The sequence below is a fragment of the Streptomyces sp. NPDC004539 genome (assembly GCF_040610055.1).
Lineage (GTDB): Bacteria > Actinomycetota > Actinomycetes > Streptomycetales > Streptomycetaceae > Streptomyces.
Map to the genome: position 1 here is coordinate 124,569 of NZ_JBEXLS010000020.1, position 26,221 is coordinate 150,789.

Here is a 26,221-nt window from a genome sequence, read left to right on the forward strand (position 1 = left end):
GGGGGCCGCGGATCTCGGGGGTACTACGGGTATGACGGGTACTACCTGGCCTTGTGGCCCGAGATCCTCGCGATCCAGGCGATGAAGTCACCGGGGTCGGTGTTCGCGCCGTGGCCCTCGTCCCAGTAGTACGTGTGGCTGACCTCGTCGCCCAGGCCGTTCGCGGCGGCGGCGAGGTTCGCGGAGACCGTGTGCGAGGTGTCGGAGTCCTTGGTGCCGAGCCTGATCCACCAGTGCTTGCTGCGTGCCGGGTTGGCCTTGCCGGTGAGGAAGGTCATCGGGTTCATCAGGCGCAGCGTCTCGGGGAGGTCGCTCGCAACGCGCTTGCTCGTCAGGCCCGTTGTGTCGTTCTTGGCGCCGAAGGCCGTGAAGTGGCGGGAGAGCGTGGTGCCCTTGCCGAAGAGGTTGTTCTCCCCGGCCGACAGGTCGAACGCGTCGAAGGCCGGCACCGACTTCTTGCGCGCTCCGACGTGGGTGAGGAAGTCCGCCCAGGAGAACGTGGCCCGGCCGTTCTTCCAGGTGATGAAGGTGTTCGCGGCGAGGTAGGTGGCGCGGGCCGAGTCGGACAGGGCGGTGAGGTAGGCCGTGGCGGACGGCTCCAGGTACTGGCGCACCAAGTACTCGTCGTAGTTACGGGCGTTGAGCGCCCCGAACCCGCCGAGCCCCTTCAGCTTCAGGGCCGCCTGGTACTCGGCGAACTGCCCGCGCAGCGCCTTCGACACCGTCTGGTCGACCTTCGCTCCCGAACTCGTCGCGTTGTCCCCCCAGTTCCACTCGTACGCGCCGTCCGCGTGCTCCAGGTCGGTGATCGGGCACCAGGCGCCGGTCGCGAAGATCGCGTCGCTCGCGTCGGCCGCGCCGAGTTCCCTGAGGAGCCTGTCGTAGAGCGGGCTGTCGCCGGACGCGCCGAGCAGGGCGGAGAGCGCGCCGCCCGCGCTGGTCCCGGCCGACACGATCCGCTCCGTATCGCCGGGAATCCGGCCCTTGTTGGCGCGTACGTACCGCACGGCCGCCTTGAGGTCGACGATCGCCGCGGGCGCCACCCCGTAGTACTCCCCGGCCGAGTTCTTGAGCGTACGGCCGCGCGCGCCGGGCTCGACGACCACGAACCCGGCGGCCAGCGCGAGGAGTTGGTTGGAGGCGAGGGCGCCGCCGGTGGCGTTGGTGTTCCCGTTCGCGCCGGGCGCGGTCGGTGCCGCGCTGCCGGTGGCCGTATCACCGCCGGTCGTGCCGCCGGTGGGCGCGCCGCTCGGGGCGCCGCCTCCGCCGGGGGTCATGCCGCCGCCCCCGATGCCGGTCGCGTCCGCGACGGACGAGGGCATGTAGCCGCCGACCGAGTTGGCGAGCAGGATCGGCGCGTTGCGCGCGTCGACCGCCACGCCGTCGATCTCGACGGGAACGCTCACGTTCAGGCTCTGGTACGTCGCGTCGACCGGTTCGGCGACATAGGTGATCGCCTTCCAGAAGTGGTACGTCACGGCGTGCTCGTCGCCCGCGGTGTCCGTGACCGTGGTGGTGAGCTTCGTGTAGCCCTCGGGGTCGAATACCAGGGAGCCACTGGAGCCCGTCCCTCCCGAGGGGGACGTGGTCGAGTCGTCCGCCCGTGCGGTGAGGGCGATGCCGCCGACGGCCGCCGCACCGGCGGTCGCGCCGATCCCCAGCACGACCGTCCTGCGCTTCACTGACCCTGACCTGTGCTTCACGGCGCTGCCTCTCGTCCGGCTCCGGGCCGCGGCCCCTGCTGTCGACCCGCGGCCTTGCTCTCGCGAACGAACGTAATCCGCGCCCGACAAAATCGTCAACAATATGGCCGCCATTCACGGGGGACGCACAGCTTCACAGCGGGGGCACAGCACCGGGACGCAGCACTGAGACATCCCGGCAGGGTTCCTCTCCCTTGCCAAACCCCGGACCCGGCCCTAGAACTGACGTACCGTCAGATTCGCGGCCCCGTTCGCCCGACCTCGCAGGGAGTCCCATGGACACGATCTGGCTCGACGGCGCCGAGTGGCTGGCGGTGCTGCGGATCGGGCTCGGGCTGTGGTGGCTGGAGAGCTGGCGGCACAAGGACAAGAAGACCTGGTTCCAGGGCGGCGGCATCCGCTGGGCGGCGGACATCGCCGCGAAGCACCGCTGGCAGGCGGTCCGCGGCGGGTTCGCGGCGACCGTCACACCCCGGCCCCGCCTCATGGCGTACGTCGTCGCCTACGCCGAACTCGCCCTCGGGCTCGGGCTGATCCTCGGCTTCCTCACCCCGGTCGCCCTGGTCGGCGGGCTGCTGCTGAACGCCCTCTACTTCGTCCTGATGATCCACGACTGGGCCGAGCAGGGGCAGAACTCGATGATGGGGCTGATGTCGGTGGTCGGGCTGTTCGGGATGTCCTGGCAGAGCTGGTCGGTGGACAGCGCGCTGGGGTGGTTCTGACCGTGCCGGAGCCTTCAGGGGTCCCTCAGAGGTACGACATACCCGAGGCCGACGCCTTCACCCTCCCCTACTGGGACGCCGCCGCCCGGGGCCGTCTGCTGATCCGGCGCTGCACGGCCTGTTCCCGGCCCCACCACTACCCCCGCGAGTTCTGCCCCCACTGCTGGAGCGAGGACGTCGTCTGGGAGGAGGCGAGCGGGCGGGCGAGCCTCTACACGTGGTCGACGGTCCACCGCAACGACCTCCCGCCCTTCCGGGGCCGGGTGCCCTATGTCGCGGCGGTCGTGGAGCTGGAGGAAGGGCCGCGGATGATGACAGAGATCGTGGGGTGCACGGCCGGGGAGTTGCATCCGGGGATGGAACTGGCGGTGGTGTTCCGGGAGGGTGTGCCGGTGTTCGGGCCGCACGGTACCTGACGCACACGGCACCTAGGGGATGGCCCGTACCTCTCAGGAGGTAGCTCCCGAGAGGTAGCCCGCGAGAGGTAGCCCGCGAGGCGTAGATCAAATGAGGTGCCTCTCCGGAGGGACCCCGTTTCAATGACGGTATGGCCCACTCGAACACCTCTCCGCCCCTCCTGCACGGCCACGGTCTCACCCTGCGCCTCTGGGACCCCGGCTCGGAGGCTGACGTGGACGCCTGGCTGCGCGGGCAGTCGGACGACGAGTTCCGGCGGTGGAACACCCCGCTGATGCCGGTCACCGACCTCGACACGGCCCGCGCGCACCTGCGGTCGAAGGTCGAGGGGGCCGCTCAGGGCACCGGGACACCGTTCCGCGTCACCGACGCCGGGACGGGGGAGACGCTGGGGCAGGTCGGCCTCAACGCCGTGAACCGGGTCATGCGGTCCGCGCGCGTCGGCTACTGGGTGCTGCCCGAGGCGCGGGGCCGGGGAGTCGCCACCGGCGCCCTCGACGTCGTATCCCGCTGGGCCCTCGGTGAATTCGGCCTGCACCGGCTGGAGTTGGACCACGCCGACGGCCACGGCGTCTCCTGTCGCATCGCCGAGCGCTGCGGTTTCCGCTACGAGGGGACCCTCCGCGGCGCCACGTTCGCGGCGGGCCGGCACGACGCCTTCCGCGACATGCACCTGCACGCCCGCCTGTCCACCGACCCTGACCCGAACGGGGAACCCGAATGACCGACGAACACTGGCAGTTGACCACCGACCTCACCGAATTCCTGGCCACGGCGACCCTGTTCCTGCACTCCAGCCCCGTCCACCACACGGTCCCGCTCACCGTGACCGAGAACCTGCGCAACCAGGGCACCACGATGTACGGCGACCAACCGCCCCTCTTCGGCACCCTGACCGGCGCCGACGGGAAGGTGGAGGCAGCCTTCTTCCACACCCCGCCCTTCTCCCTGAACGTCACCCGGCTCACCCCGGACCGGACCGAGTCCCTCGTCGAGGCACTCCTGCGTCACCGGCACCCGCTGCCCGGGGTCACCGCGGACGACCGGACGGCGGAGGCGTTCGCGGCGGGGTGGCGGCGCGCGACGAACGCCACCGCGACCGTGTACCGGCACGAACGCCTCTATCAGCTCGGGGAGTTGACGCCCCCCGAGCCGGTCCCGCCGGGCCGTGCCCGGGTCGCCGGTCCGGCGGACCACGCCTGGCTCAGGGCGTGGAACGACGCCTTCACGGCGGACGTCGGCAACCCCCGCCCCATCGCCGACTCCCTGCTGACCGCCCGCATCGCCGCCGGCTCCTTCACGGTCTGGGAGACCCCGGACGGCACCCCCGTCTCGATGGCGAGCGCCACCGACCAGGTCGCGGGCCAGATCCGGATCGTCACGGTCTACACCCCGCCCGAGCACCGCGCCCGGGGCTACGCGGGTGCCGCCACCGCCGAGGCGAGCCGCCGGGCCCGCGCGTCCGGCGCCCAAGAGGTGTTGCTCTTCACGGACTTGGGGAATCCGACGAGCAACGCGCTGTATCAGCGGATCGGTTACCGGCCGGTCCAGGACTTCACCGTGTACGAGTTCCAGGACTGAGCGGACCGGCCCGGGTCCTCGCCAAGCTTTCACCGCACCACCATTCCTGACACACCATCAGTTCTGTAATCTGACAGTGCGTCAGCTAAGTCAGACCTTGTCCCAGGAGACGGGCGGACCGATGCTTGGATCAACCCACGGCACCCTCACCACCGACTCCCGCAGGGCCCGGGTCATCGCGTGCGGCGAACAGCCCGGCCCCGCGGTGCACGGCCGTCCGGCCGATGTGGACGGCATGGACGTCAGCGGACGGCCGTTGTACGCGGACGTGCCCGACCTGGAGCGCTTCTTCCGGCCGGAGTCGGTCGCGGTCGTCGGCGCCTCGGACGCCGAGGGGCGGCCGAACACCGGGATCACCAGGCAGTTGCTGGCCTGGTCGAAACGGGTGGGGGCCCGGCTGCACCCGGTGCACCCCACCCGTCCCGCCGTCTTCGGCATCCCGTGTGTCGCGACGGTCGCCGAACTGCCCGAACAGGTCGACCTGGCCGTGCTGTTGGTGTCCGACCCGCTGCCGGTGATCGAGCAACTCGCCGAGACCAAGGTGAAGTTCGCGGTCGCCTTCGCGTCCGGCTTCGCCGAGACCGGCGAGGAGGGGGCCGCCGCCCAGGCGAGGCTGGCAACCGCCGTCGAACGCGCGGGACTTCGGCTGCTCGGCCCGAACACCAACCTCAACGCGTTCGAGGAGTTCCGCGACGACCTCGACGGACCGGCGATCGCCCTCATCACCCAGTCCGGTCACCAGGGCCGACCGGTCTTCTCCCTCCAGGAGTTGGGCGTCCGGCTCTCCCACTGGGCGCCCACCGGGAACGAGGCCGACCTCGAAACCGCCGACTTCATCTCGTACTTCGCCGAGCGGCCCGAGACCGGCGCCATCGCCTGCTACGTCGAGGGCCTCAAGGACGGCCGCGCGTTCCTGCTCGCCGCCGACCGCGCCGCCCGCCGCAAGGTGCCCGTCGTCGCGGTGAAGGTCGGCCGCACCGAGACCGGCGCCCGCACGGCGGCCTCCCACACCGGCAAACTCACCGGCGCGGACGACGTGGTGGACGCCGCGATGCGCCAGTACGGCGTGATCCGCGTCGACGCGCTCGACGAACTCCAGGACACGGCAACCCTGTTGGCCCGCGCGAAACCGCCCGTCGCGGACGGGGTCGCCGTCTACGCGATCTCCGGCGGGACCGGTGCGCACGCCGCCGACCTCGCGACGGCGGCCGGACTGCGGCTGCCCACCCTGTCCGCCGCCAAACAGGCCGAACTCCACCAGTGGATACCGGAGTTCCTCAGCGTCGCGAACCCGGTCGACAACGGGGGGCATCCGGTCGGCGACCACCGGGGCCGGAAGATCATCGACACAATCCTCGCCGATCCGTCCGTAGGGGTCCTCATCTGCCCGATCACCGGGCCGTTCCCGCCGCTCAGCGACCGCCTCGTCGAGGACCTGGTGGCGGCGGCCGAGCAGACGGACAAGCTGGTGTGCGTGGTGTGGGGTTCGCCGGTCGGCACCGAACAGGCGTACCGCGAGGTGCTGTTGGGCTCACGGCGGGTCGCGACGTTCCGGACGGTCCCCAACTGCCTGAAGGCCGTGAAGTCCTACCTCGACCATCACCGCTTCACCCGCGACTACCGCTCCCCCTTCGACCAGGCCCCCCGCACCCCCTCGCCCTCCTTCCGCAAGGCCCGTGAACTGATGCGGCCCGGACAGCAGTTGAGCGAGCACGCGGCCAAGCAACTGCTGCGCGCGTACGGGATACGGGTACCGCGCGAGCAGTTGGTGACCAGCGCGGCGGGGGCCGTACGGGCGGCGAGCCTCGTCGGCTATCCGGTCGTGATGAAGGCGTCCGGCGCGGACATCGCCCACAAGACGGAGCTGGGCCTGGTGAAGATCGGGCTCACCTCCGCGAGCCAGGTCCGCGACGCCTACCGCGAGTTGACCGACATCGCCCGGTACGAGAACGTCGCGCTGGACGGGGTCCTGGTCTGCCAGATGGTCGAGCAGGGCGTGGAGATGGTCGTCGGCATCAGTCACGACGCGCTGTTCGGGCCGACCGTGACCGTCGGGCTCGGCGGGGTGCTGGTCGAGGTCCTGCACGACACCGCCGTACGCGTGCCGCCCTTCGGGGAGACGCAGGCGCGGGACATGCTGACGGATCTGCGGGGGCGGGCGCTGCTGGACGGGGTGCGGGGGCGTCCGCCGGCCGATCTGGACGCGCTGGTGGAGGTCGTGCTGCGGGTGCAGCGGATGTCGCTCGAACTCGTCGACGACATCGCGGAGTTGGACATCAATCCGCTGATCGTGCTGCCCCGGGGGCAGGGGGCGGTGGCGTTGGACGCGCTGGCGGTGTGCCGGTGAGCGGCCCGGTGACCGGCGCCGGCTCCGACGCGCCCCTCCTCCACTCCACCGACGACCACGGCGTCACCCGGATCACCCTCAACCGGCCCGAGGCCCTCAACGCCCTCGCCCCGGCCCAACGGGACGCGGTCATCAGGATGTTGGAGGCGGCGTCGGCCGACCCCGGCGTACGGGTCGTCGTGCTGACCGGTACGGGACGGGGGTTCTGCGCGGGGGCGGATCTGCGGGGCGGGGCCGGGCGGGGGGTGCTGCCCGGGGATGTGGCCCGCACGCTTCGGGTGGGTGCGCAGCGGCTCGTCGGGGCCGTGCTGGACTGCGAGAAGCCGGTGATCGCGGCGGTGAACGGGACGGCGGCGGGGCTTGGGGCGCATCTCGCCCTCGCCTGTGATCTGGTGCTCGCCGCCGAATCGGCCCGTTTCATCGAGGTGTTCGTGCGGCGGGGGCTCGTGCCGGACGGCGGGGGCGCCTATCTGCTGCCCCGGCTGATCGGGGCGCACCGCGCCAAGGAGCTGATGTTCTTCGGGGATTCGCTGTCGGCTTCGGAGGCCGAGCGGCTGGGGCTGGTCAACAGGGTCGTCGCGGACGGGGAGTTGGCGAAGACCGCGCAGGAGTGGGCGGCCCGGCTGGCCGTCGGTCCCACCCGGTCCCTCGCCCTCACCAAGCAGCTCGTCAACGCGTCCCTCGACTCCGACCGGGCCACCGCGTTCGCCGCCGAGGCCGCCGCGCAGGAGATCAACATGACGACCGAGGACGCGCGGGAAGGGCTGCGGGCGTTCGTGGAGCGCCGGGGTCCGGAGTTCCGGGGGCGGTGAGGACGGCGGGCGGGCCCGCGGTGCGCGTCAGAAGGGCCTGAGGATGCGTACGTCGCCCGCGTCGGGGTCGCCGAACAGCACGAACAGCTCGGGCGAGTCCGTCGTACCCCCGATCACCCAGTAGGTGTCCGACCCGCACCCCTCAAGTCGTACGACCGCCCCGTCCCGTTCCCCGGGGCCCTCGCCGGACAGCCGGTCGTAGCGGCCCTCGGTGTCGAGGAACCAGGTGCCGGTGGCGGTGCAGACGTCGTAGATCTGCTCGGCGGACCGGTCCCCGTCGGCCCGTTGGGCGGGGACGGACTTCGCCTCGGCGCCGCCTCCCGGGCTCAGCCGCAGCTCCGCGCCGCGTGGGCCGTGCCAGACGCCGGTGAGCCGGTCGGCGGAGAGCCGGGGTGGGTCGTACTCAGGGAGTAGACCTGCCGACTCGGCCACGGACTCCCCCGTGAGAGCTACGGCGAACAGGGCGATCGAGGCGGGGACTGAGCGCCACCACACGCCCCAGGCGGACCAGGGTCGTCGATCCCGATCCCGATCCCGCTCTCGGCCCTGGCTCCGGCCCCGGCCCCGGCCCCGTCGGCGTACGGCCAGTACCGCGAGTGTGGGCAGGGTGCCGAGAGCGGTCAGGGTGGCCGCCGTGGGGAGGAAGGGGGCGGCGAGTCGCCAGGTCGCGAGTGCCGCCCACAGCGCGCTCATCACCCCCGTAGCTCCCAGGTACCACGCCCAGGCCGGGCGGTGTCCCTTAAGGGTCGCGAGGGCGGCGAGGGAGCCGGCCGGGCGGCTCAGCAGGGCCGCTTGCAGCAGGCCGGTGAGTGGGACCCACAACGGGGCCAGGAGCAGGGGGAAGAACCAGGCGAGGGTATTAGGGGGAATCCCGTAGTCGTCCTCGCCGGAGAAGGCGGCCGTCCACAGGACGAGGGCGGCCGGTAGCTGCCCGGCCGCTGTCGCGGCGGCCACGTGCGTGTCGGAAGGCGTCCAGCTCAGCCGGACCGCCCGGAAGGTCCCCCACCCCATGGGGGGAGCGTATGCGGGGTGTGCGAAGGAGTGTTCACCACCCCTTCCCACCTGACGACCCGTCAGCTTCAATGGGAGGGTGATGGGACACGCAGGCGCTGCGGCTGCCGCAGTCCGCTATCTGAGGGCCCTGCCGGGCGGCGGGGCGGCCGTGGGGCCGCCGGGACCGCGCCCGGAACTGCGGTGTGTGCGGGACGACGAGTGCGTGCCGGTCGATCAGGCGGTGTTCCGGCAGGTGCTCGGGAACTTCGCGAGCGGGGTGACCGTTGTCACGGCACCGGCGCTCACGGAAGGAGCGGCCCCCGCTGGGTTCGCCTGCCAGTCGTTCTCGTCCCTCTCCCTCGACCCTCCCCTGATCGTCTTCATGGTCGCCCGGACGTCCACGACCTGGCCCCGGATCGCCCGCGCGGGCGTCTTCTGCGTGAACGTCCTCGCCGAGGGCCAGTCCGACCTGTGCCGCGCCTTCGCCCGCAGCGGCACGGACAAGTTCGCCGGCGTGCCGTACGACGCCGCTCCCGTCACCGGCTCGCCCCGCCTCACCGGCACGCTCGCGTGGGTGGACTGCACGGTCCAGGCGGTGCACACGGGGGGCGACCATCTGATCGTCGTGGGGCGGGTGGACGCGTTGGGGGCGACGAACGGGGAGAGCGGGCCGCTGCTGTTCCATCGGGGGCGGTTCGTCTCCGGCTAGGCGTCGCGCCGCGGCCTGCCCCTCTTGGGAGCGGGCGGTCGCCATTCGCGGACCTCCTGCACCGACAGGCCGAGACGAGCGACATGGTCGTAGAAGGCGCCCAACAGAAGCGCCCTGTCCGGCGTCCGAACCGGCTCGCCCGCAGGTTCCGCAGCCTGTGACAACGCTTCCGCCAATGCGCTGAGCAGCGGAAGCGCATGCTCAGGACGGCGTGTGAGGGAGTCAACGTCGAGCAGATCCAGTACGGCCAGCGCACGTTCCGGCCCACTCCAGCCGGCCCAGCCGAGCACTGTCGCGGGCGAAAGCGGGCCGGTGACCAAGGGAAACGACACAAAACGCTCGCTCGGGACGTCGAACTTCCCGCGCTGCCGCCAGTAGGAAAGCCTGAGAAAATCGCTGGGCGCATAGCGGGGTGGAACAATATGGCTATGGCGGACCTCTTTCTCGGCGATCCCTTGTTCGTCGTCCCGGCGTTGCGCATCCCACGACTTCTCCCACCGCAGCCGCTTGTCGATCCCAGCCGCCTTGTACCGAAGCGGTCCGGCGAGGGGAACGTGTTCGTCGGTCAGCAGCCCCATCAGAAGTTCGGTAATGGTGGAGCCCGGCGAGTGAATTTCCGCCAACCGTAGGAAATCCTCGCTGCGCGACAGCAGTTCGGCGAGTTGCCGAAGGGACCGGGCAGCGGGACGTCGCTCCGAGGCCGAGGGTTCGTACCAGAGCCAGGTGGACTCACAGAGGCCGAGCAGCCGGTCCCGAACGATGTCGTGGAGCAGCGCATCCCACCCCGGCGTCGCCCAACGACGCTTGTACTCGGGTCGCTCCAGCAGTTCGAGCAGCCCGTTCTCCTGGATCGCCTCCACCCGACGTGCCACCAGGTCGCCGTACCCGGAGGGCCAGTGCTCAGGGATCTCGGTCCGCGGGGCCGACGCGTGCCGGTCGAACCACAAAGTGTCCGTCTCTCCGGTCGCGGTACTCCTGGCGAGCACGATCTCGAAGGACCGTTCGCCCAAGGCGATACCGGGCACGCTCCCTGAGGAGGTCAATTCACCGTCGTCGGCGATCAGGCCGTACCGAACGTACATCTCCCAGTCGAGTTCTTCCTGCACAGCGATCAGCTGCGACCTCAGGGCCTGCCACCGGCTCCGAGCCTCCGCAAGGAACGCGGCAGTGAGGCCGACGTCCGGATTCGCGATCTCTGCCAGGATCGCCTGGGACTCCGCTGCCAGACGGTCCAGCCGTTCCGCCTTCTCCGCAGAGAGGTTTCGGGGAAGCGGCAGGTCCAGAAGCCTGGTCGAGGTGAACTCGTAGATCTTCTCCCAGACCTCGCCGCCGCGCAGTTGGTCCGTCCGCGGCTGTCCTTTGCTCTGACTCATCTGTTTGAGCCAGAAGGACACTGCCGAACTGTTGAGGGCCCCGAGGAGCTCGAAGCAGGACTCCTCGGACGCGTCCGCCTCCAGCCTGATCTCCGGTGCGGAGTTGAGCGGGACCACACGGCGGTCACGAAGCAGGCTGAAGTGAGGATGTGTGGCCACCCAGGGGAAGACGACCGACCAGTCGTGCGGCCCTCTGTCGGAGGCGATCTGGTGCCAGTCGTACCAAGGAGCCGTCTTCTTCGCACCGGGCCTCGCACGCAGCATGGTCCGGTAAGGCCACAGGCGTCGGTGATACCCCTGGAGCCGGTTCAGCTCGACAGGTTCGAGGTTCGGTCCGGAGCGGGGAAAGAACGCCAGGAGTGCGGGGTTCGTCGTCCAGTCCCGCACCTCGGATCCCGTGAGGACCGGGACCGTAGCGCTTTCCTCGACGCCAGAACGCCGCAAGACGTCGGCGGGGGCGCAGAAAACGTCGTCGGATCCGGTACTGGCGGCGTATCCGATACGGGCCACGCGATGTTTGAGACGTTGCCCCGTCTCCATGCGTCGCATGACCTCCAAGGCGGCCGTCGGAGTCAGGGTCCAGGGGAAGACACTCAGCCGTGCCCGGCTCTGAAGGGACGCCTCCGCCCAGGCGCTGTGTGCCCCGGTCCCGGTCGCCAAGGCGGACAACGCCTTCCACACCAGGCCCTCGGCGGGTTCCTCGGGCATCGCGGGTTCGCCACGGAGACTCACGACGACATGCACGGGCGTAGCGGGATCGGGGACACGCCCCCGGCCGATCAGAATGGCGGTCGGAGTGCCGTGCCCGGGAATGTAGGCCCCTGACGTGTCGATGACGTGGGAGATCTCCACCGTCGGAAGGAAACATTCGACGAGGTTCCTGCCGAACTCACGCTTCATGAAGGCATTGGACGTCAGCAAGCCGGCCCTGCCCGCGCTCTTGCCCTGCACCACCAGGCGGAACGCAAGTTCGGTGAACGGCACGGAGAGTGGGTAGACGCCGCCACAACTCTCGTACGCGTCGCGGTAGGCAGCGAAGAGGGCCTTGTCCTTGACGGACACGTACGGCGGATTGGTCGTCACCGCGTGATACGAACCGCGTTCGAGAAACCTGTGCCCGGTCAAGGAACTTCTGCCATCGGCATCGGCGTCAAAAGTGCCCGCGCCCGAGCAGCCGGACAACAGTGAGTCCCCCGAGGCCACGACGATCTGGAGATCCGGGACGTCGTCGAGACGCTGCTTGTCGCCGGTGTCGTTCAGCGCAGCCATCAGCAGACGGAACCGTGCGACGAGCACGGCGCACGGGTCGATGTCGCAGCCGTGCACGGAACGCAGTGACCGTGCCGCCCGCTGCCAGGAACTCATGTCCGGCCCGAACTCGGACCACCTGCGCATGAGTCGGCGATAGGCGCCGATGAGGAACTCTCCGGTCCCGCAGGCGGGATCGACGAACCTGAAGCCGAGCAACCCCGGCAGGTCGGCTCCATGATCGTCCAAGGCCGGTTCGAGGACGAGGTCCTGGATGAACTCGACGACGAACCCCGGTGTCCGGACCTGGCCGTGAGACCGCATCGCGTTCTCGTCGAGCATCACGGGCAGGTCCGCCAAGAACGCCGCGTCTCGAGCGGAGTCGGTGAAGTCGTGCACGAGAGTGCCGTCCTCGGTCCGACGTCGCCAGAAGGCGAGCAGGTCGACACGGGCTTCCCGGCCGGGGCGCAACTGCCACAACGTGCGAACGCTCCCCCCGAACACGGCGGACAGGGCAGGATGCGTACACAACCGGTCGACGACATCGACGACCGGGTCGCCGGCCGGCCCGTCCTCGATCAGTCCGATGTCGAGAAGGTCGTTGTCCTCACAGAACCGGATGAGCACGGTGGCGAGAATCCAGGCCGCCGCCGTCCTGGAGACCCGGTCGTCCAGCCACGACCCCCATGTACTCGCGGTCGCGCGAAGGGCTACGGCGGACTCGTACTCCTCACGGAGCTGCCCCGCCATGGGTTCCACGGAGGTCCGTGCGGCCAGGTCGGAGCGCATACGGACGGCCAGCCGACGCAGATCCTCGGCCAGGAGGCCGTTGTCAACGGGCATGGGCCTCTTCTCGGTCGTCGTGTGATGCCGCTGAAATTCCACGAGGCGAAATTTTCAGCGAGTGGATTGTAGGTCGACACTTGGTCGACCCCTAAATAGTTGAGAGTGCTGAACCTGGCGGCTACGCTCCTCTCATGGTTCGGAGTGTTCCCGGCAGAAGGGGTGGGCTGTTCACATGGGCGGCAGGGGGAAGGGGGTATGGGTGGCGATCATCCTGCTCGGCGCTGTGGTGGCAGCCGCGATCATGGCCGCCGTCTTCTGGGAAGCCGGGCGCGATCAGCCCGCCGGCGAGCGCGTCAGAAGCGCCCTCGGCGCCGGAGGGAGCGCGTTCACCGCCGTAGCAACCGTGGGGCTCCTCGTCGTCGCTTTCCTGACCTAGCGCATCACTAGGACCACACCCCTAAGATGTATACCTCTAACGAATTTCGCCCAGGAGCAACCGTGCAGAAGCCGAAGCCGACCAAGCCGTCCCGCGTCTTCGACCGCGCACCCGAATGGAACGCGCTCACCTCGTTCGTCAGTCGGCCCCTCCCCCACGCGTCCCTGGGAGTCGTCAGTGGCCGACGGCGCATGGGCAAGACGTATCTGCTGCGAGCGCTCGTGGAGCAGTACGACGGTTTCTACTTCGCGGCCACGGACGCGACCGAGGCGGAATCCCTCCGCCAGTTCAGCGCGGCGCTGGCCGAGTACGCGGGCTCCCCGGTGGCCTTCTCCTTCGCCACCTGGGACGACGCCATGTCCTACCTCTTCGGGCTGGCCGCTCCCGGCGGGCAGCGCGGCGACGGCCCTGCTCTCGTCGTCATCGACGAGTTCCCCTATCTGGTGAAGGCCGCCCCAGAGCTGCCGTCTCTCGTCCAGCGTCTGATCGACCGTTTCCAGGGCGAGGAGAGCCGCATGCGGCTGCTGCTGTGCGGCTCGGCCATGTCGGTGATGGGAGGGCTGCTGGCCAGCAACGCACCGCTGCGCGGCCGGGCTCAGCTCGAACTCGTCGTACGCCCCTTCGGCTATCGCGCGGCAGCCGACTTCTGGGAGGTGGCGGCCGATCCGGCACTCGCCGTCAGACTGCACTCGGTTCTCGGCGGGACACCGGCCTACCGACGACAGTTCCTGGCGGACGACGTCCCCGCCGACCTGCATGACTTCGACGACTGGATCTGCCGTACGGTGCTCTCTCCGTTCAGCCCGCTGTTCCGGGAGGCGCGCTATCTGCTGGCCGAGGAGGCAGACATCCGGGACACGGCGCTGTACCACTCAGTGCTGGCCGCTGTGGCCCATGGCAACTCGACGCGGGGAGGCATCGCGAACTACATCGGACGGAAGTCCGTGGACATCTCGCATCCGCTCAACGTCCTTGAGGACAGCCACCTGCTCGTACGGGAGGCCGATGTCTTCCGGACCGGTAAGTCGCAGTACCGCATCACCGAACCACTGATCAATTTCTACGAGGCCGTCATGCGTCCCGCCTGGGCCCGGCTGGAAGGCGGCCAGTCGTCGGAGGTATGGGCACAGGCTGCTGAACGCTTCGCGGCCCAAGTGGCGGGCCCGCACTTCGAGGCAGTCTGCCGGGAGTACATCCTCGGCCCCGGACGCTCGTTGCTCAATACGTCCTTGGGCGAGGTAGGCGGTGGTGTCGTGACCGATCCCAAGGAGCGGCGTCAGTTCCAGATCGATGTGGCTGTCGTCGAACAAGGATCTGGTGGACAGCGTTCTTCGGTCGCTCTGCTGGGCGAGGTCAAGTGGGGCACAGTCATGGGGCTTTCCCATCTTGATCGCCTGAACCGCGCGAAGGAACTGCTCGCCGCGCGCAGCATGGACACCTCACGCTGTGGGGTGGCGTGCTTCAGCGCGGCAGGTTTCAGCGACGCACTGCGGGCCGAAGCAGCCAAGGGCGGAGTACTGCTGATCGGTCTTGATGAGTTGTACGGGAGGGCGGCACCGGCCGGCTTCCTGCTTTGACACGACGAGGTTCAGGCCCCACCCACCCTCACACCGCAGCCACCCCCACCGGCCGCCGCCGAATCACCAACGCCATCAGCGCCGCCGCCGCGCACAGCGCTCCCGACGCGTACCAGACGACGTCGTACGAGCCGAAGACGTCACGGGCGAGGCCGCCGAGGAAGGCGACGACGGCCGCGCCGATCTGGTGGGACGCGAGGACCCAGCCGAAGACGATCGCGGAGTCGTCGCCGTAGTGCTCACGGCAGAGCGCGAGGGTGGGTGGGACGGTGGCGACCCAGTCGAGGCCGTAGAAGACGATGAAGAAGATCATCGGCGGGTGGACGGTCGCGGCGAGCAGCATCGGGAGGAAGAGCAGCGAGATGCCGCGCAGGGCGTAGTAGACGGCGAGCAGGCGGCGCGCCTCGAAGCGGTCGGTGAACCAGCCGGAGGCGATCGTGCCGACGACATCGAAGACGCCGATCACCGCGAGGAGGGACGCGGCGGCCGTGATCGGCATGCCGTGGTCGTGCGCGGCGGGTACGAAGTGGGTCTGGATCAGGCCGTTCGTGGACGCGCCGCAGATCGCGAAGGTGCCGGCGAGCAGCCAGAACGGGCCGGTGCGGGCCGCCTTGAACAGCACGGTCACGGCACGCCTCGCGGCCCCCGTGACGGGCGGCGGCTTCTCGACGAACTCCTTCGCGCCGTACGGCTTGAGGCCCACGTCGGCGGGGTGGTCGCGCAGCAGGAGCCAGACGAAGGGGACGACGGTCAGGGCTGCGAGGGCGACGGTCACCGCCGCCGGACGCCAGTCGTAGCGGGTGACCATCCACGACAGCACCGGCAGGAAGATCAGCTGGCCGGAGGCGGACGCGGCGGTGAGGATGCCGCTGACGAGGCCGCGCCGCTCGGTGAACCAGCGGTTCGTGACGGTCGCGGCGAACGCCAGCGCCATCGAGCCGGAGCCGAGACCGACCAACAGGCCCCAGTACAGCATCAGTTGCCAGGCCGCCGTCATCCATACGGTGAGCCCGGAGCCGATCGCTATGACGGTCAGCGCGACGGCGACGACGCGGCGGATGCCGAAGCGGTCCATGAGGGCCGCCGCGAACGGGGCGGTGAGCCCGTACAGCGCGAGGTTGACGGAGACGGCGGCGGCGATCGTGCCGCGCGACCAGCCGAACTCGTCGTGGAGGGGGTCGATCAGGAGGCCCGGCAGGGAGCGGAAGGCCGCCGCGCCGATGATCGTGACGAAGGTGACGGCGGCCACGAACCAGGCGCGGTGCACACGCCGTCTCCCGCGCGGCGCCTGCCCCTGCCCGGCGCTCTCGGCTGCCGGCGTATCGGTTGTCTGGGTCACGCCACTCAGCTTCGGCCATCCGCCTCCCGCCATCGACTGGCCCGAAGGACACGGTTCGCTAGGATCGGGCCATGAGCCGGGAAAGTGAACGGGCGATGAGCCGGGGCGGCGAACAGACTGCGGGCCGGGCCGACGAACGGGGCGCGGGCCGGGGCGGCGAGCGGGACGCGAACCGGGGCGCGGGCCGGGGCGCCGAGCAGGGCGCGAACCGGGTCAGCGGGCGGGACGCGAACCGGGCCGACGAACAACCCCCACGCCAGACCACCGAACACCCCTCGCGGCAGAACGGCGTACCCGCCACCCACCACACCGCCGAACCCGCCACCCGCCACACCACCGACCACCCCTCGCCCCACCCCGACGACCACCCCCACCGCCCCCACCGCGTGGTCGTCCTCGCCCTCGACGGCATCCTCCCCTTCGAACTCGGCATCCCCCACCGCATCTTCGGCCGCCCCAAGGACACGCTGGGCCGCCACCTGTACGACGTCATCACCTGCTCGGTCCGCCCGCCCGGCCCGGTCCGGACGGACGCCGACTTCTCGATCATGGTCGAGTACGGCCCCGAGGCACTGGCAGAGGCCGACACCGTGATCGTCCCGGCCTCGTACGAGCTGGGGCCGGTCTTCGAGGACGGCGTCCTCACCCCGGAGCTGGAATCCGCGCTGGCGCTGATCAGACCGGGCACGCGGCTCGCGTCGATCTGCACGGGCGTGTACGTCCTGGCCGCCGCCGGGCGTCTCGACGGGCGCCCCGCGACGACCCACTGGGCCGACGCCGCCCGTCTCCAGCACCTCTTCCCGAAGGTGGACGTCGACCCGAACGTCCTGTTCATCGACGACGGCGACATCCTCACCTCGGCCGGTGTCGCCGCCGGGATCGACCTGTGCCTGCACATCGTGCGCCGCGACCACGGGGCCGCCGTCGCCAACGAGGTCGCCCGCCGCACCGTCGTCCCCCCGCACCGCGACGGCGGCCAGGCGCAGTACATCGAGCGCCCCGTCCCCGACGCCCGCCAGGCCGGCACCACCGCCGCCCGCGCCTGGGCGCTGGCCCGCCTCCACGAGCCGATCCAGCTGCGCGACATGGCCGCCCAGGAGTCCATGTCCGTCCGCACCTTCACCCGCCGCTTCCGCGAGGAGTCCGGCGTCAGCCCCGGCCAGTGGCTCACCTCCCAACGCGTCGAACACGCCCGTCACCTCCTCGAATCCACCGACCTCTCCATCGACCGCATCGCCCACGCCGCCGGCTTCGGCACCGCCCAGTCCATGCGCCAGCACCTACAGACCGCCCTGGGCGTCACCCCCTCGGCCTACCGCCGCACGTTCCGGGGCGGAACGAGGGACGACCACGACTCCGCCGTGCACTGAACGCCTCCGGTGGACAACTCAGAACGTCAGCACCGCCCGAGCCACCCGCCCCGCCTCCGCGTCCTCCCGGGCCTTCTCGAAGTCCTCGATCGGGTAGGTCTGGGTGACGAGTTCGTCGAGGAGGAGGCGGCCGGAGAGGTAGAGGTCGGTGTAGAGGGGGATGTCGCGTTGGGGGCGGGAGGAGCCGTAGCGGCAGCCGAGGACGGACTTGTCGAGGAAGAGGGAGGTGACGGGGAAGGACGCTTCGGCGGTGGGGGGCGGGGTGCCGAGGAGGATGGCCTGGCCGTGGCGGTCGAGGAGGTCGATGGCCGCGCGGACGAGGTGGACGTTGCCGACGCATTCGAAGACGTGGTCGGCGCCGGTGGGGAGGAGTTCGCGGACGGTGTCCGTCGAGGTGAGGAAGTCGGTCGCGCCGAACAGCAGGGCCGCCGCCTCCTTCGCGGGGTTCGCGTCCACCGCGACGATCCGCAGGGCGCCGGCGATGCGGGCGCCCTGGAGGACGTTGAGGCCGATGCCGCCGGTGCCGATGACGACGACGGTGTCGCCCCGGTCGATCCGCGCGCGGTTCAGCGCGGCGCCCACGCCGGTCAGGACGCCGCAGCCCAGCAGCGAGGCGGACGTCAGGGGCACGTCCTTCGGGATGCGGACCGCCTGGACGGCCTTGACGACGGTCCGTTCGGCGAACGCCGAGTTCGCGGCGAACTGGTGGACCGGCGCGCCCGCGCGCGTGAAGGGACGCTTGGGGCGGTCTATGGAGTGCCGGCACATCGTCGGCCGGCCCCGGTCGCACTCCGCGCAGGCCCCGCAGTTGGCGAGCGTGGAGAGGGCGACGTGGTCGCCGGGGGCCACGTGCGCCACCCCGGCGCCGACGGCCTCGACGACCCCCGCGCCCTCGTGCCCGAGGACGACCGGGGCGGGGAACGGGATCGTGCCGTCGACGACCGACAGGTCGCTGTGGCACAGCCCGGCGGCGGAGATCGCGACCAGCACCTCCCCGGGGCCCGGTTCCCGTACGTCGAGGTCCCGGACGACCTCGACCCGGCTCCCGTCGAACACCACACCTCTCATCGGACGACCCGCTCTCTGGGAAGGCCGAGCACCCGCTCGGCGATGATCGTGCGCTGCATTTCGTCCGAACCGCCGTAGATCGTGTCGGCCCGGGAGAACAGCGCGTCCCGCTGTCCCTCGTCCAGTTCGTACGGCGCATCCGGCGTCCACGCCCCGGGCCCGACCGCCGCCCCGGCGCCCCGCGCCAGCAGCGCCAGCTCCCCCAGCCGCTGATGCCAGCCGCCCCACAGCAGCTTCGCGACGCTCGTCGCCCCCGGCTCCTGCGCGCCGCCCAGGGTCCGCAGCGCGTTCCACCGCATGACCCGCAGCTCGGCCCAGGCCCGCACGAGCCGTTCGCGCACGACCGGGTCCCGCGCGGCCCCGGACGCCTCCGCAGCCGCCAGCACCCGCCCCAGCTCCTCGGCGAACCCGATCTGCTGGGCCAGCGTGGAGACGCCCCGCTCGAAGCCGAGCAGGCCCATCGCGACCCGCCAGCCGTCGCCCTCGGCCCCGACGCGGTGTTCCTCGGCGGCGAACGCCCCGTCGAAGAACACCTCGTTGAACTCGCTGGTGCCGGTGAGCTGCCGAATGGGCCGTACGTCGATCAGGCCCGGCTGGTCCATGGGGACGAGCAGGAAAGAGAGCCCTTTGTGCCGGGCCGATTCCGGGTCGCTCCGGGTGAGGACGAAACACCAGTCGGCGTCCCGCGCCAGGGACGTCCAGATCTTCTGGCCGGTGATCCGGTATCCGCCGGGGCACCGGCGCGCTCTCGTGCGTATCCCCGCGAGGTCGGAGCCCGCGCCGGGTTCGCTGTAGCCCTGGCACCACAATTCGTCGCCGGCGGCTATCGGCGGCAGGAATCTGGCTTTCTGCGCGGCGTTCCCGTGCGCCAGGAGCGTCGGCGCGAGGAGGTTCTCCCCTATGTGCCCGGACCGCGCGGGGGCGCCCGAGCGCGCGTACTCCTCGGCCCACACGACCTGCCGCGTCAGGGGCTCGGCGCGGTTGCCGTACCCCTCCTCGCCCCAGCCGATCCCGATCCATCCGGCGGCTCCCAGCGCACGCTCCCAGGAGCGCCGGTCACCGGCCGAGGGGACCCGCGCCGCGAGCCAGGCGCGCACCTCGGTACGGAATCCCTCGTCGTCGGCACCGAAATCGAAATCCACAACCCCTCCCTTCCCGTTACGCGTTGGGCCGTTTTCCCTCCGCCGCCGCTTTTCTCATCTCCTCCAATTTCGCCAGCATGGGCATCGGTTCCGTCCCCACGCTTCCCGGCAGCACCTCGGCGATCCGCTCCGGCGTCCAGCCCGCCTCGGAGAAAGCCGCCCGCACTTCCCTCGGCTGCGCCCACACGGCAATCTTGGCACCCGCGACCGTATAGACCTGGCCGGTTATCCACAGGTCGCGCGCCCGGTTGGACAAAAGGAAAATCACCATCGCGGCGACGTCCTCGGGCTCGCCCATCTCCGCGAGTTCCGTCGGCACCCCGGCCGACATCCGGGTCCGGGCGACGGGCGCGACGGCGTTCGCGGTCACCCCGTACTTGTGCAGGCCGAGCGCCGCGCTGCGCACCAGCGAGATGATCCCGCCCTTCGCGGCGCTGTAGTTGGCCTGGGAGACGGACCCCTGGTGGTTGCCGCTGGTGAACCCGACGAGCGCCCCGGAGCCCTGTTTCCGCATGACGGCGGAGGCGGCCCGGAACACCGTGAACGTGCCCTTCAGGTGCGTCGCGACGACCGGGTCCCACTCCTCCTCGGTCATGTTGAACAGCATCCGCTCGCGGAGAATCCCGGCGACGCAGACGACGCCGTCGAGCCGCCCGTACGTCTCCACGGCGATGTCGACGACCCGCTGCCCGCCGCTCATCGTCGAGATGTCGTTGGCGACGGCGACGGCCTCGCCGCCCGCCGCGACGATCTCCTTGACGACGCCCTCGGCGATCTCGCTCGTGGGCGAGGCGCCGTCCACGGCGACGCCGTAGTCGTTGACGACGACCCGGGCGCCCTCGGCCGCCGCCGCGAGCGCGACGGCGCGTCCGATGCCCCGCCCGGCGCCCGTGACGGCGACGACCTTGCCGGTCAAGAAGTTCCCCACGACCCGCCCCTTCCACGGTTTCTGACGGACCGTTAGATTTTATGGCGCGGCGGACCGCCGAGGACAAGCCCCGGGGAGGCACCGGATGGCACTGCCGGAGGAGTTCCACGAGATCGCGAAGCGCGTGAACAACTGGGGGCGCTGGGGAGCGGACGACCAGATCGGCACGCTCAACCTGATCACCGACGAGGTCGTGCGGGGCGCCGCCGCCGAGGTGCGCTCGGGCCGCCGGGTCCCGCTCGCGCTGCCCCTGAAGGAGGACGGCGTGCAGACCGGGACGATCCCGGGGCGGGTCAACCCCCTGCACGCGATGACGCAGATCAACCAGGAGATCTTCGGCCCCGGCACGGTGGCGTGCAGCGACGACGCGGTGACCATGGGGCTCCAGGCCGGCACCCACTGGGACGCGCTGACGCACGTCTCGCACTCGGGGCGGGTCTACAACGGGCGTCCGGCGAGCTCGATCACCGCGCACGCGGGCGCCGCGTTCAGCGACATCGCGAGCGCCCGGCACGTCGTCTCACGCGGCGTGCTGCTCGACGTGGCCCGCGCGCGGGGCGTGGAGCGGCTGGCGGGCGGGCACGCGGTGACGCCGGAGGACCTGGCGGCGGCCGAGGAGTTCGGCGGCGTGCGCGTGCGCGCGGGGGACGTCGTCCTCGTCCGGACCGGGCAGGTGCGGGTGTATCTCGCCGGGGACCGGCACGCGTACGCGTACCCGTCGCCGGGGCTGTCCGTGCGGACGCCGGAGTGGTTCCACGCGCGGGACGTGGCGGCCGTCGCGAACGACACGCTGACCTTCGAGATCTTCCCGCCGGAGATCGAGGACCTGTGGCTGCCGGTGCACGCGCTCGACCTGGTCGAGATGGGGATGCTCCAGGGGCAGAACTGGAATCTGGAGGAGTTGTCCACAGCCTGTGGAGAGAGCGGGCGGTACGCGTTCCTGCTGTCGGCGATGCCCGAGCCGTTCGTCGGCGCGACGGGCACGCCGGTGGCCCCGGTGGCGGTCCTGTGAACCCCGGCACCCCGACCGAACCCCGATGCCCCCGGCACCCCGCACGCGCTCACCCGTACGGCTCCGGACGACGGCACGCCGCGCCCGCCCCGAGCTCGGCACCGCGCACCGCCGTCCGCACTCGGCGCGCCCGCCCCACGTCCTCTCGCCCCGAGAGAGAACCGGCGCCGAATCAACGACCCACACTCGCCGAGGACTTCCGTCACCGAAGCCCTCGCCGTCCCCTCGCGGCGAATCGCTGACCACAAGCGTGATCAAACGGACACGTCGCGTCAACACCCTCTCGGGGTTTTGTGGTGATACGCCCGCCCGGCGCCGGGCGCGCACGGAAGCACGGCCGGGCGCACCCGTCGCCCCGCCGGTGCGAGCCGGTGCGCACGCGCGCGGGACGACCGCCCCGGCGGTCTCGCCCCGGCCGTCTCACACGACCCCGTACGCCAGCCCCTCGAAGATCCCCAGCGCCCGCCCGCACTCCGCCGCCACGCGCTCGCGCGCCCGCGCGGGGCGGTCGAGTTCGCACCAGATCCGCTTGCCCGCCCCCTCGGCGGCCCACCCCCAGCGGTCCGCGAGCCCGTCGACGAGGGCGAGGCCCCGCCCGCCGGTGGCCTCGTCGCTCGCGCAGCGGGGCACAGGGGCCCGCTCGCTGCCGTCGGCGACCTCCAGGCGCACCGTGGCCTCCTCGACCGCCTCACCGGGCAGACAGAGGCTCAGGACGGCCGGCCGGCCCGTGTGCACGACGGCGTTGGTGACCAGTTCGGAGACGATCAGCGCCAGCGTCTCGGCGAGCGCGTCGTCGTCGCCCAGAGGTGACCCGGCGAGCCGCGCGCACGCCCATCTGCGGGCCCGCCCCACCTCCGCGGGGTCGGGCCGGATCTCCAACTGCTCCTGAAGCACCTGCACCGCTCACACCATCCGAACCGGCGGACACATGACCGCGCGCCATGACGGCGACATGCCCACCATGACGACGAGGGCCACGATCGTAGCCATTTTCCGCGTGGCCCCCACAAGGGCCAGAGGCATCGTGACGGAACGTGAATCCCTTGCAGGACAGCCTGATTGACGTTCCGTCACCCGAACAAGCGCTTCGGGCATATTCCCGCGCGAAGGAGTACCCGTGCGGCATACTGTGCGACCCCCCTCGGAGGGAGTCGAACAGGCAACACCGGGGCGGCTCACACCGGGAACCACGCGCATCCCCCGAAGGTACCCGAGCCGGTCACCGACTCCGCACCGTGACGGGTCACATGCGGGACACAACCCGGTATCGACACTCCGTCACCACCCGATGCCACGATCGGCGACATCCGTACGGCGTTCTGCCGCCCCCGGCGCCGTCCCCGCAGGCCACGCGCCTGTCAGCCGGCCCCGGCGAGCAGTTCCCGAGCAAGCAACTCCTCACTCTCCGTCGCGCCTCCCGCACGCCGCGTGCGCACCCACGCGCGCTTGAGCAACAGATGTACGTCCGCCTCCCAGGTGAACCCCATCCCGCCGAACACCTGGAGGCAGTCCCCGGCGTTCCCCACGGCGGCCTCGTCGGCGAGCACGCGCGCGCACGCGGTGTCGGCCGCGTCCCCGGTGACGGCCGCCGCGTAGACCGCCGCCCGCGCGACCTCCGCGCGGACCAGCATGTCGGCGCACAGGTGCTGCACCGCCTGGAACGCCCCGATGGGACGCCCGAACTGCTCCCGCACGCGCGCGTGGCCGACGGCGAGCTCGCACGCGCGCGTGGCCGTGCCGAGCTGTTCGGCGGCGGTCAGCAGGACGGCCACGGGGTCGGGACCGGCCGTACGTACGGTCGCGTCGGGCACCCGGCGCAGCGGGGTCAGCGGGTCGACGGAGCGGATCGGGACGGCCCCCGAACCGCCCTCCCCGATCACGACGTCCGCCTCGTCCCACCACTCCACGAGCCCCCCGTCGACGACCGCGACGACGGTCTCGCCCTCCGCCGCCCCCGGCACCGTCCCCGCCGCGAGATGCGTCCCCACCAACGGCCCCGGCAGCAGGGCCCGTCCGGCCTCCTCGAACGCCAACACCGCCTCCGGCAGCCCGAGTCCGACCCCGCCCCGCTCCTCGGGCAGCCGCAGCGCGAAGAACCCGGCCTCGCCCAGGGCCCGCCACAGCCCCCGGTCCAGCCCCGGCGCGTCGACGGCGGCGCGCAGCGCGTCGGGCCCGAACCGCCGGGCGAGCACCTCGCGCACGCCCGCGCGCAGGGCCCGCTGATCCTCGGTCAACTGAAAGCGCACGGTGGCTCTCACCTCCCCTTCGGCAGCCCCAGCACGCGTTCCGCCACGATCGTCCGCTGGATCTGCGACGTCCCCGCCGCGATCGTGTACGACAGCGACGACAGCCGGTCGAGGACCCACGGCCGGTCGAGGTCGAGGGCGGCGTCGCCCAGGATCTCGGCGGCGGTGTCGTAGAGCTGCCGGCGCGCGTGCGAGTAGCGGAGTTTGAAGACGGAGCCGCCGACGCCGGGGACGCCGTTCTCGGCGGCCTCGCTGACGTTCCACTGGACGAGCCGCCACAGGGCCCGGAACTCGGCCTCCAGGCGGCCCAGACGGCGCCGTAGGGCCGGATCGTCCCACCGGCCGACCGTCAGGGCCTCGCGGGCGAGTTCGGCCAGCACGCGGCGGCAGGCGACCACCTCGCCGGCGAAGGCGGTGCCGCGCTCGAAGGAGAGCGTGACCAGCGTGACGCGCCAGCCGTCGTTCTCGGCGCCGACCCGGTTGGCGACCGGCACCGGCACGTCGTCGAGGAACACCTCGGCGAACTCGGCGGACCCGGCGAGCGTGCGCAGCGGCCGGACGGTGATCCCGGGGGCGTCCATGGGCATCGCGAGCCAGGTGATGCCCTTGTGCTTCGGCGCGTCCGGGTCGGTGCGCACGAGGAGTTCGCACCAGTCGGCGACCTCCGCGTGGGACGTCCAGATCTTGGAGCCGGTCACCCGGTAGACGTCGCCGTCGCGTCGCGCGCGCGTGCGCAGGGAGGCCAGGTCGGACCCGGCGTCCGGTTCGCTGAACCCCTGGCACCACACCTCCTCGCCGCGCAGGATCGGCTCCAGCCAGCGCGCCCGCTGGGCGTCCGTCCCCTCGGCGGCGATCGTCGGCCCCGCGTGCAGGAGGCCCACGAACCCGGCGCCCACATAGGGCGCCCCGGCCCGCTCGGTCTCCTCCAGGAAGATCAGCCGCAGGGTCGGGGAGGCGTCCCAGTGCACGTGCGCGTACCCGGCGTCGTACAGCCGGCGCTGCCAGCCGAGGTCGTACGCGCGCCGGGCGGGCCAGTCGTCGGGGGACGGCTTGGGCGGCAGCAGGGGCAGCGTCTCCGTGAGCCACGCGCGCAGGCGCGCGCGGAACTCCTCCTCCTCGGGCGTGTACGCGAGGTCCATGAGGGCTACTTGTCGAGGTCCAGGTCGAGCATGCGGATCGCGTTGCCGCGCATCAGCTTGTAGGTCGTCTCCTCGTCGAGTCCCTCGACGTGCTCCAGGGCGACCTGTTTGGTGTGCGGGAACGTCGAGTCGACGTGCGGGTAGTCCGTCTCGAAGGTGGCGTTGTCCCGGCCGACGACGTCGATGGACGCGACACCGTGCTTGTCGCGGAAGAAGCAGCAGAAGATCTGCCGGTAGTAGTACGTCGACGGCGGCTCCGGCACCAGGTCGCGGACGCCACCCCACGCGCGGTGCTCCTCCCAGACGTCGTCGGCGCGCTCCAGGGCGTACGGAATCCAGCCCATCTGCCCCTCGGAGTAGGCCAGTTTGAGGCGCGGGTGGCGCACCAGGACGCCGCTGAAGAGGAAGTCCATCATCGAGGCCATGGCGTTGTTGAAGGACAGCGACGCCTGGACGGCCGGGGGCGCGTCCGGGGAGGCGGCCGGCATCTGGGAGGACGACCCGATGTGCATGTTGACGACCGTCCCGGTGTCCTCGCAGGCCGCGAAGAACGGGTCCCAGTAGCCGGAGTGGATGGACGGCAGGCCGAGGTGGGTCGGGATCTCGGAGAACGTCACCGCGCGCACCCCGCGCGCGGCGTTGCGGTGGATCTCCGCGACGGCCAGACCGATGTCCCACAGGGGGATCAGGCAGAGCGGGATGAGCCGTCCGCCGCTGCCGCCGCACCACTCCTCGACCATCCAGTCGTTGTAGGCGCGCACGCACGCGAGGGCGACCTCCTTGTCCTGGGCCTCCGCGAAGGTCTGCCCGCAGAAGCGCGGGAACGACGGGAAGCACAGGCTGGCCTCGACGTGGTTGAGGTCCATGTCCTTGAGGCGCTCGACCGGGTCGTAGCACCCGGGGCGCATCTCCGCGCGCGTGATGCCCTCCAGGGTCATGTCGTCGCGGTCGAAGCCGACGGCGGCGATGACGCGCTTGTAGGGGAACTTCAGCCCCTCGTAGATCCACCAGTCGGCGGGCGGCCCGTCGGGGTCCATCGTGATCTGGTACTTGCCGCCGACGTAGGCCAGTTCACCGATCCCGGCGGTCAGCGGCTGCGGCCCGCGCTCCCGGTACCTGGCCGGCAGCCAGGTCTGGAAAAGGTGCGCCGGTTCGATCACGTGGTCGTCGACGCTGACGATGCGCGGCAGCTCACCCATGAGGCCCCCACTCCCGTTATCTGATGGACCGTCAGATCCAGTCGTCACCGCGCAGACTAGCCCCGCACCCCTGG

General features: G+C 71.1%; 22 protein-coding genes. 11 read left to right on the forward strand and 11 right to left on the reverse strand.

All coding sequences use genetic code 11. The features are described 5' to 3' along the window. Nucleotides 1-41: 41 nt before the first annotated feature. A complete protein-coding gene (locus tag ABZX85_RS33985) occupies nucleotides 42-1,682 on the reverse strand; it encodes a subtype B tannase (RefSeq protein WP_355877323.1) in 1,641 nt (546 codons plus the stop codon). Nucleotides 1,683-1,978: 296 nt separating this feature from the next. Between ABZX85_RS33985 and ABZX85_RS33990 the strand changes: the two genes are divergently transcribed. From ABZX85_RS33990 to ABZX85_RS34015, 6 genes are all read left to right on the forward strand, one after another. Further along, nucleotides 1,979-2,425 (forward strand): DoxX family membrane protein, encoded by a 447-nt coding sequence (locus ABZX85_RS33990; RefSeq protein ID WP_355877326.1) that lies wholly within the window; start codon nucleotides 1,979-1,981, stop codon nucleotides 2,423-2,425. 2 nt (nucleotides 2,426-2,427) lie between these two features. Further along, entirely contained in the window at nucleotides 2,428-2,841 is a 414-nt protein-coding gene (locus ABZX85_RS33995) for a Zn-ribbon domain-containing OB-fold protein (RefSeq protein WP_355877329.1), read from the forward strand. Between the two features lie 131 nt (nucleotides 2,842-2,972). Continuing rightward, the gene (locus ABZX85_RS34000) at nucleotides 2,973-3,566 is read left to right on the forward strand and encodes a GNAT family N-acetyltransferase (RefSeq protein WP_355877332.1); all 594 of its coding nucleotides are present in this window, start codon (nucleotides 2,973-2,975) and stop codon (nucleotides 3,564-3,566) included. Beyond that, complete coding sequence (locus ABZX85_RS34005; protein ID WP_355877335.1) at nucleotides 3,563-4,423, forward strand: GNAT family N-acetyltransferase; 861 nt, start codon at nucleotides 3,563-3,565, stop codon at nucleotides 4,421-4,423. The genes ABZX85_RS34000 and ABZX85_RS34005 overlap by 4 nt, the downstream gene beginning before the upstream one ends. A 121-nt stretch (nucleotides 4,424-4,544) precedes the next feature. Further along, on the forward strand, nucleotides 4,545-6,770 hold the full coding sequence (locus ABZX85_RS34010; RefSeq protein ID WP_355877338.1) for an acetate--CoA ligase family protein: 2,226 nt from the start codon (nucleotides 4,545-4,547) through the stop codon (nucleotides 6,768-6,770). Between the two features lie 71 nt (nucleotides 6,771-6,841). Next, nucleotides 6,842-7,582 (forward strand): enoyl-CoA hydratase-related protein, encoded by a 741-nt coding sequence (locus tag ABZX85_RS34015; RefSeq protein ID WP_355877553.1) that lies wholly within the window; start codon nucleotides 6,842-6,844, stop codon nucleotides 7,580-7,582. 27 nt (nucleotides 7,583-7,609) lie between these two features. Here the strand turns inward: ABZX85_RS34015 and ABZX85_RS34020 are convergent, their stop codons facing one another. Further along, entirely contained in the window at nucleotides 7,610-8,593 is a 984-nt protein-coding gene (locus tag ABZX85_RS34020) for a hypothetical protein (RefSeq protein ID WP_355877341.1), read from the reverse strand. An 82-nt stretch (nucleotides 8,594-8,675) separates the two neighbouring features. Between ABZX85_RS34020 and ABZX85_RS34025 the strand changes: the two genes are divergently transcribed. Continuing rightward, nucleotides 8,676-9,284 carry a flavin reductase family protein gene (locus ABZX85_RS34025; RefSeq protein WP_355877344.1) on the forward strand — a complete coding sequence of 203 codons (609 nt, stop codon included), beginning with the start codon at nucleotides 8,676-8,678 and terminating at the stop codon, nucleotides 9,282-9,284. Here the strand turns inward: ABZX85_RS34025 and pglX are convergent. Then, complete coding sequence (gene pglX, locus ABZX85_RS34030; RefSeq protein WP_355877347.1) at nucleotides 9,281-12,748, reverse strand: BREX-2 system adenine-specific DNA-methyltransferase PglX; 3,468 nt, start codon at nucleotides 12,746-12,748, stop codon at nucleotides 9,281-9,283. The two genes, ABZX85_RS34025 and pglX, sit on opposite strands and share 4 nt — an antisense overlap. 202 nt (nucleotides 12,749-12,950) lie before the next feature. Between pglX and ABZX85_RS34035 the strand changes: the two genes are divergently transcribed. Next, nucleotides 12,951-13,127, forward strand: a complete 177-nt coding sequence (locus tag ABZX85_RS34035) for a hypothetical protein (RefSeq protein WP_355877350.1) — start codon at nucleotides 12,951-12,953, stop codon at nucleotides 13,125-13,127. Between the two features lie 62 nt (nucleotides 13,128-13,189). Further along, nucleotides 13,190-14,704 carry an ATP-binding protein gene (locus ABZX85_RS34040; RefSeq protein ID WP_355877353.1) on the forward strand — a complete coding sequence of 505 codons (1,515 nt, stop codon included), beginning with the start codon at nucleotides 13,190-13,192 and terminating at the stop codon, nucleotides 14,702-14,704. A gap of 28 nt (nucleotides 14,705-14,732) precedes the next feature. On the opposite strand, the gene ABZX85_RS34045 is transcribed toward ABZX85_RS34040, so the two are convergent. Then, the gene (locus ABZX85_RS34045) at nucleotides 14,733-16,043 is read right to left on the reverse strand and encodes an MFS transporter (RefSeq protein WP_355877356.1); all 1,311 of its coding nucleotides are present in this window, start codon (nucleotides 16,041-16,043) and stop codon (nucleotides 14,733-14,735) included. A gap of 386 nt (nucleotides 16,044-16,429) precedes the next feature. Between ABZX85_RS34045 and ABZX85_RS34050 the strand changes: the two genes are divergently transcribed. Beyond that, complete coding sequence (locus ABZX85_RS34050; protein WP_355877556.1) at nucleotides 16,430-17,413, forward strand: helix-turn-helix domain-containing protein; 984 nt, start codon at nucleotides 16,430-16,432, stop codon at nucleotides 17,411-17,413. Between the two features lie 18 nt (nucleotides 17,414-17,431). On the opposite strand, the gene ABZX85_RS34055 is transcribed toward ABZX85_RS34050, so the two are convergent. Genes ABZX85_RS34055 through ABZX85_RS34065 form a run of 3 tightly spaced genes read right to left on the reverse strand, consistent with a single transcriptional unit; the run spans nucleotide 17,432 to nucleotide 20,551 of the window. Further along, the gene (locus ABZX85_RS34055; RefSeq protein WP_355877359.1) at nucleotides 17,432-18,481 is read right to left on the reverse strand and encodes a Zn-dependent alcohol dehydrogenase; all 1,050 of its coding nucleotides are present in this window, start codon (nucleotides 18,479-18,481) and stop codon (nucleotides 17,432-17,434) included. Continuing rightward, the gene (locus ABZX85_RS34060) at nucleotides 18,478-19,623 is read right to left on the reverse strand and encodes an acyl-CoA dehydrogenase family protein (protein ID WP_355877361.1); all 1,146 of its coding nucleotides are present in this window, start codon (nucleotides 19,621-19,623) and stop codon (nucleotides 18,478-18,480) included. Before ABZX85_RS34060 ends, ABZX85_RS34055 begins: the two co-directional genes overlap by 4 nt. Nucleotides 19,624-19,639: 16 nt before the next feature. After that, nucleotides 19,640-20,551 carry an SDR family oxidoreductase gene (locus tag ABZX85_RS34065; protein WP_355877364.1) on the reverse strand — a complete coding sequence of 304 codons (912 nt, stop codon included), beginning with the start codon at nucleotides 20,549-20,551 and terminating at the stop codon, nucleotides 19,640-19,642. Nucleotides 20,552-20,636: 85 nt separating this feature from the next. Between ABZX85_RS34065 and ABZX85_RS34070 the strand changes: the two genes are divergently transcribed. Beyond that, the gene (locus ABZX85_RS34070) at nucleotides 20,637-21,563 is read left to right on the forward strand and encodes a cyclase family protein (RefSeq protein WP_355877367.1); all 927 of its coding nucleotides are present in this window, start codon (nucleotides 20,637-20,639) and stop codon (nucleotides 21,561-21,563) included. A gap of 420 nt (nucleotides 21,564-21,983) precedes the next feature. On the opposite strand, the gene ABZX85_RS34075 is transcribed toward ABZX85_RS34070, so the two are convergent. The 4 genes from ABZX85_RS34075 to ABZX85_RS34090 form a co-directional block, all read right to left on the reverse strand. Continuing rightward, nucleotides 21,984-22,463, reverse strand: a complete 480-nt coding sequence (locus ABZX85_RS34075; protein ID WP_355877370.1) for an ATP-binding protein — start codon at nucleotides 22,461-22,463, stop codon at nucleotides 21,984-21,986. Between the two features lie 458 nt (nucleotides 22,464-22,921). Next, the gene (locus ABZX85_RS34080; RefSeq protein ID WP_355877373.1) at nucleotides 22,922-23,809 is read right to left on the reverse strand and encodes an acyl-CoA dehydrogenase family protein; all 888 of its coding nucleotides are present in this window, start codon (nucleotides 23,807-23,809) and stop codon (nucleotides 22,922-22,924) included. 8 nt (nucleotides 23,810-23,817) lie between these two features. Beyond that, a complete protein-coding gene (locus ABZX85_RS34085) occupies nucleotides 23,818-24,948 on the reverse strand; it encodes an acyl-CoA dehydrogenase family protein (protein ID WP_355877376.1) in 1,131 nt (376 codons plus the stop codon). A gap of 5 nt (nucleotides 24,949-24,953) precedes the next feature. After that, nucleotides 24,954-26,147: an amidohydrolase family protein gene (locus ABZX85_RS34090; RefSeq protein ID WP_355877379.1), complete on the reverse strand. Its 1,194-nt coding sequence runs from the start codon at nucleotides 26,145-26,147 to the stop codon at nucleotides 24,954-24,956. Nucleotides 26,148-26,221 lie beyond the last annotated feature (74 nt).